This window comes from Pseudomonas sp. Kh14, from assembly GCF_900291005.1.
GTDB classification, from domain to species: domain Bacteria; phylum Pseudomonadota; class Gammaproteobacteria; order Pseudomonadales; family Pseudomonadaceae; genus Aquipseudomonas; species Aquipseudomonas alloputida.
The window spans coordinates 1-247 of sequence record NZ_OLKJ01000233.1; the positions used below are offsets into that span (position 1 = coordinate 1).

Consider the following 247-nt stretch of genomic DNA (forward strand, 5'->3'; position numbering starts at 1 on the left):
ATATGACTCATCACTCCGTTAATCAACCTTATCAACCTTGCCCAACTCGATACCTTTTTAATAAAAACCGAGCATGGGAAAGACTCATGGCCACTGACTCAAGTTTACGTGAGATTGAAATCGAAGAAGTAACAAAGATGTTAGCTTGCGGTCAGCCAGTGATGGGGGAAAAGCGATACAAATGCGAAAATGAAGCCTGCTTTCACGAGAAGACGATTTGTTTATCCTGCTCTAGTCGGGCTTGTGC

The 247-nt window shown here is 43.3% G+C and carries 1 protein-coding gene; it reads left to right on the top strand.

Annotated features, from left to right (window positions below; all coding sequences use genetic code 11):
- Positions 1 to 2 precede the first annotated feature (2 nt).
- Positions 3 to 247 (top strand): transposase zinc-binding domain-containing protein (locus FQ668_RS29220; RefSeq protein WP_218570929.1); only part of this gene is annotated, 245 nt, incomplete at its 3' end.